This window comes from Pantoea sp. Cr_R13 (genome assembly GCF_029222565.1).
GTDB lineage: Bacteria > Pseudomonadota > Gammaproteobacteria > Enterobacterales > Enterobacteriaceae > Pantoea > Pantoea eucalypti.
The window spans coordinates 1-5,541 of sequence record NZ_JARHXL010000005.1; the positions used below are offsets into that span (position 1 = coordinate 1).

The 5,541-nt window shown below is 43.2% G+C and carries 6 protein-coding genes; all 6 read left to right on the plus strand.

Annotation, left to right across the window (positions count from 1 at the left end; genetic code table 11):
* On the plus strand, positions 1–1,037 hold a 1,037-nt coding region (gene tssI / locus P2R09_RS03945), incomplete at its 5' end, for a type VI secretion system tip protein TssI/VgrG (protein WP_275767295.1).
* Between the two features lie 2 nt (positions 1,038–1,039).
* Positions 1,040–1,834 carry a DcrB-related protein gene (locus tag P2R09_RS03950; RefSeq protein WP_182630343.1) on the plus strand — a complete coding sequence of 265 codons (795 nt, stop codon included), beginning with the start codon at positions 1,040–1,042 and terminating at the stop codon, positions 1,832–1,834.
* A gap of 3 nt (positions 1,835–1,837) precedes the next feature.
* Entirely contained in the window at positions 1,838–3,097 is a 1,260-nt protein-coding gene (locus P2R09_RS03955; RefSeq protein WP_275767299.1) for a PAAR domain-containing protein, read from the plus strand.
* Positions 3,097–3,354, plus strand: a complete 258-nt coding sequence (locus tag P2R09_RS03960) for a hypothetical protein (protein WP_275767301.1) — start codon at positions 3,097–3,099, stop codon at positions 3,352–3,354. Before P2R09_RS03955 ends, P2R09_RS03960 begins: the two co-directional genes overlap by 1 nt.
* Before the next feature lie 140 nt (positions 3,355–3,494).
* The gene (locus P2R09_RS03965) at positions 3,495–3,854 is read left to right on the plus strand and encodes an immunity protein Tsi6 family protein (protein ID WP_275767303.1); all 360 of its coding nucleotides are present in this window, start codon (positions 3,495–3,497) and stop codon (positions 3,852–3,854) included.
* A 144-nt stretch (positions 3,855–3,998) separates the two neighbouring features.
* Positions 3,999–5,090: an ADP-ribosylarginine hydrolase Tri1 gene (gene tri1 / locus P2R09_RS03970; protein ID WP_275767305.1), complete on the plus strand. Its 1,092-nt coding sequence runs from the start codon at positions 3,999–4,001 to the stop codon at positions 5,088–5,090.
* Positions 5,091–5,541 lie beyond the last annotated feature (451 nt).

The following is a 5,541-nucleotide window of genomic DNA, read 5'->3' on the forward strand; positions in this document are numbered from 1 at the left end:
CCATCATCAACGCGCCGCACTTCAGCGACAACGGCGAGTATCTGGTGACCTCGGCCACCTATGACTTCGCCGAGAACAGTTACGCCAGCGGCGACACCGGCGACAGCCGTCACAACATCAGCTTCACGGTGCTGCCGTCGTCGGTGACGTACCGCACGCCGCCGGAGACGCCGTGGCCGAAAACGCACGGTCCGCAGACGGCGAAGGTGGTGGGGCCGAAAGGCGAGTCGATCTGGACCGACCGCTATGGCCGGGTAAAGGTGAAGTTTCACTGGGACCGGCTGGCGAAGGGCGACGACACCAGCTCCTGCTGGGTGCGCGTCTCCAGCGCGTGGGCCGGTCAGGGGTTCGGCGGCGTGCAGATCCCCAGGGTCAACGACGAGGTGGTGGTGGACTTCATTAACGGGGATCCGGATCGTCCGCTGATCATCGGCCGGGTGTATAACGAGGCGAGCATGCCGCCGTGGGCGCTGCCGGCAGCGGCGACGCAGATGGGCTTTTTAAGCCGGTCGAAGGATGGCACGGCGGACACCGCGAACGCGCTGAGGTTTGAGGATAAGGCGGGTGAGGAACACCTGTGGATTCAGGCGCAGAAGAACATGGATACCCATGTTAAAAATGATGAATCACACAGTGTTCTAAACAATAGGACAGTTTCGGTGGGGGCTAATAATGAGACGCGAGTGGATGGTGACCATGCTCTCGGCACTCAGGGAAATAGTAAAACGCTGACAACGGGCAATCGTACTGAACAGGCCTTTGCTTCTTACACCATTGCAGCCGGAGACACCGTAAGAATCGAGTGTGGTCTGAGCGCGATTGAGTTAACTAAAGAAGGTGCGATTAATTTTATTGGTAAAAATTTTAACATTACCGTCGATGGTAATGGAGAGATTAATACCAAAGGTGGTGAGTTACATTTAAATCCAGAAGGAGGAAGCGCTGCAATAATTGCACCAGGTAGTGGACATAAAAATAAAATAAAAAGTGAAATTGAAAACTACTTTTCTTCATCAGCAAAAAATACTAAAGGATAAAAATGGCCACCTATACTCTTCAGGAAGCTTCAATTGAACTGCCCGACATATTTAAAGACAGGACAATGAACCTTTTTACGCTCAGCGAAAATAATGCGAGTGAGTTTACGTTCGTAGTGTCTCGCGCATCTGCTTTTCATGACGATACAGTGCAAAAAGTGGCCGCTAGAATTATCAATGAGATGAGTGTCACTGTTCCCGCTTTTGTAAACATAACATCACAACTGATCGAGATAGATAATCTGCCTGCAGTTGAGCTTTTTTATCATTTTGAAAATGATGGCGCTGAGATCTGGCAAAAACAATCGATTGTTTTATTTGATGATGACGCCGGGGGTAAAAAGATTGTTTGTTATATTGGAACATGCCCAGGACGTTTTAATGATTATTATAGTAAGCAATATCATGAGATTATTAACAGTATAAAATTTAATTCTCGTGATTCTGATGATGAGCCGGTACCCGTGGCAACTGATGCGACGGGGATTTTCTTTTCTTTTGATAACGATACTAAAGTGCTTACCGCACATGAAACTGTGACATTACTTTATCAGAATGTTGATTTGAAAAGAGCTCTGAATGGCAGTTATTTGTTCTTTGACTCAGCGGGAAGCCCATTACATATCGCCGCCTTAAATAATGAAGAGCCGTTGCGCTATGCACTATGGACATCATCACACAGAAAAAACTCATCTGTAAGAGATATTCTTGGCATGGCAAAAGCCTTTAAAGGACCAGAAGATCTCGCCAGCGAATCACAAATCCTTGCGTTTCTTCAGAGACATAAGGATGTATAAATCATGGCTGAATTCAATGCTGCCAGAGAGCAGGACGAGATAGCCCACACAGCTTCTAAAGGCTGGATGATCGCCGGGTTAATTGGCGGTGCCATTTTAGGTGCAGCAGCCGTTGTTGTAACCGGTGGAGCGGCTCTGGTTGTCGTATCTGCAGCAGCAGCCGGTGCCTGTGCTGCCGGAGGGGTGGGTGAAGTGCTAGGGAGCATGTCATGGGCTCCGCGGCATAACACAGGCAAACTGTTATCCGGCTCGCCGAATGTTTTTACCAACAGCAGAGCAGCGATACGTGCACATTTGTCCAAAGGCGACTGCTATGAGCACAGCGGCTCATCGCAACGGGTTGCTGAAGGTTCGGACAAAGTTTTTATTAACAACTTTCCTGCCGCCCGCATCGGAGACCGTTTGACCTGCAGCGCTGAGATATCTGGCGGTTCAACCAATGTGTTTATTGGCGGAGGTAAACTTCAGACCGACGATATCAACCCCGAAATCCCTGGCTGGGTAAACTGGGTGATGATGGGAGTGGGCACTGCAGCTGTTGCGGTCCTGGCATCTCCTGCTATTGCGCTGCTAGGCTTAGCTGGTGCAATGGGCGGCGGTTACGCTGGCGATTGGGTGGGTGGCAGACTTTTCGGGGAAGGCTCTGACGGACAAAAATGGTCTATGCTGGTAGGCAGTTTTGCCGGTGGGGCATTGGGTGGCAAAGGGGGCATGAAGTTTGACGGTTGGCGTGGTCGTAATAATATTAATGCTAACAAACTTCCGTTAAATGATGAAAAAATCGCCGAAATACAAAGTATCGAAAAAACATTTAGGCCAGACCCCGAAACATATTTACCTAAGGATTATATTGATTCTCATGCAAAATCCTTTGAAAATGGCGCATCTAGAATAGTCACTAGAAAAAGTTTTGAAGATTATGGTATTGGTAAACCTGATCCAGGGAGGACGGAATTTGTTCTAACCAAGGAGCGCGCTGGACAAATGATTTCTGAATCAAAAGGAGATGTAGGAGTGATTGCAGATAAATTAGGCATCCCACAGGAACAATTGAAAAACGATAGTCTTGTTTTGATTGAATTTGAACCTACAGAGTTGTACTCTCCAAAAATGCCTACTGGTAATGAATGGGGAGCTAATAAGCAATGGATTCCGGGTGGCAAACTACCACAAGGTGATCTTGAGGCTGTAGTAAAAACCGAAGGAATGGTTAAAGGCAGAGATTATACCGTGACCGATTTATTAACAGGAGAGAAATTATAATGAGTAAAAATAAAATAGCAATGAATCCTTGGGATTTTACTCTGTATGAGTGTGACGATAGCTCATATGTAATGAAGGTTATGTTTAGTGAAGGTGATTACAAAGTTGATGTCGAAAGGTTCTTCATTGTAACTCCATATATTGATATCCGTTCTATCGATATTGAAATGTTAAAAGGTCTATCAAAAAAAATAAGAGAAGCCCCAGAGCAGTACGTAATAAATGAAATTAGCAAGGAGAATTTTGAATTAATATAGTTTTAGTTTTTTCTATTTGGTGAATAAAAAGGTCTGTCTTTAGCTTACTTTATACATTCCGTTTGTAATAAGGTTGGCCTGGTGATTTTTAATTCAAGATCTGCCTTTGCTCTCAAACAAGAAGAGTGCATGTTGGGTTTATGATGAAGAAAGAAAAATATACTGCTTTAGACTACATCAATGATGCTATTGATATCACTAATCAAAGAGCCATGGAAAAACCGGATTTTAGAGTTTTTCAGGTTGCTCTGAAACAGCTTATGTACGTAAAAAAAATATTAACTGGTGAAGAAAAAGATAAAAGTGTCCTGCATAGCATGAATCTGGGGAGTCTGGCTTCCAAAGAGTTTGATACAACTGACCCAGAGCTTGCCAAACATCTTTCAAACGCAAATTATATTGCATCTCAAATAGCCGCGGGACTCAAAGTCATTCTTCCTAATCAAATCGATCCTGAATATGAGAAACGGAAAAAAAGATATTTAAAATTACAGAATTAAATGGGTTTTAATATATTTATGTATGAAGATGTTGTTAGTAAATAAAACGCGATAACACTATAAATAGTACTCCTGTTTTTTTATTTGATTTCATTTTCATCTGCTTTTAAATTATTTGAGGGTGTAAATTTATAAGGAGGTTTTATGATTGATCTAAGAGCTGACGAGTTTGAAATTTTTGTCTATGCGAAACGTTATGCTCATTTAACGCCTCAACCTTCGCGGCAGTTAATGAATAGAATGTCTTTTGATCCTAAACCCTTGAGAAGCCATCCTGATGATGGAGCTAAACCAGAATGGATGAAATCTCTCCCTCAAAAAATCAATAATGAGCAAGCATTAGATAAATGTCAGGGTGCTTTAATGGGCTTGGCGGTTGGAGATGCTGTTGGCACGACTCTGGAATTTATGCCAAGAGATAAAGCTCACGTTGATGATATGGTTGGAATGGGACCTTTCGGCCTCAAACCCGGCGAGTGGACTGATGACACCTCAATGGCGCTGTGTCTCGCTGAAACATATATTGAAAGTAATAAATGTGACATCACATTATTTCGTAAAAAACTGCTTAGCTGGTATAAAAATGGGACGAATAGTTCAAATGGCATGTGCTTTGCTATAGGTAACACAACGCGCTTTGCGCTTGAGCAATTTGAACAGCACGGGCCCTCCTGGATGGGGAATACTTCTCCTGAAACAGCTGGTAATGCTGCATTAATTCGCCATGCTCCGACTGCTATTTTTAGAAGAAAATCTTTTGTTGATGGTTGGCGTGATGCCGCGTTGCAGAGTAAAGCTACACATTATGCTCCAGAGTCAATTAATTGTTGTCGTTTTTTTAATGTAATACTTCATTATCTTTTAAGCGGTTACAATAAGAGCGAAAGTTTTGCGCCTCATCTCATGGCCACATCACTACGTGTCCTGCTTATTAATGCCGGTGAATATAAAGAAAAGCATCGGGATCAAATTCGCTCCCCGGGCTATGTTATCGACACCCTTGAGGCCGCATTATGGGCCGTCTGGCATACAGACAATTTTAAAGATGCCATTTTGCTGGCGGCAAATCTTGCTGATGACGCTGATAGTGTGGCAGCAACGGCTGGTCAGTTAGCGGGCGCATTGTATGGACTGTCAGGCATTCCTCAGGAGTGGGTTAATAAAATAGTCGATAAAGACAGAATTCTTGCGCTGGCCGAACAGCTGTTTCACTTAGCACCTGAAGAGAAAGATTGATGATAAGATCCCATATCTGAAGTATGGGTTTTTTTATAAATAAAAAGATTGAAGTTGAAGTGGTTTCTAATCACATTCACTAAACTGTAAAGACATTTCGCTGAACTTGATCTGAGTAATAATGCATTGTTTGTTATTTATAAATTAAAATTATTCAAGAAAGAATTTTCTCCTTGTGTTTTCTGGTTGATATCCAAAAAATATGTTGACTAAAAAATTATTGCGCTGACCATGTTCATAAATGTTTCTCGTTTTTTAATCGGGATTTTTGATAAATAATTTTATCCTGAAATCCATTGCTTCTAATCAGAAGATGCTTTAAATAAAAAATCTTTTACCTTCCACACTTACTGACCCGCTTCATCGTCAGTTCTGTCTGTACGGAAAAAAACATGTTCTCACGCATTACTGCACAGCTGCCGGCGGACGGCCTGCTGTTCCATACGCTCAC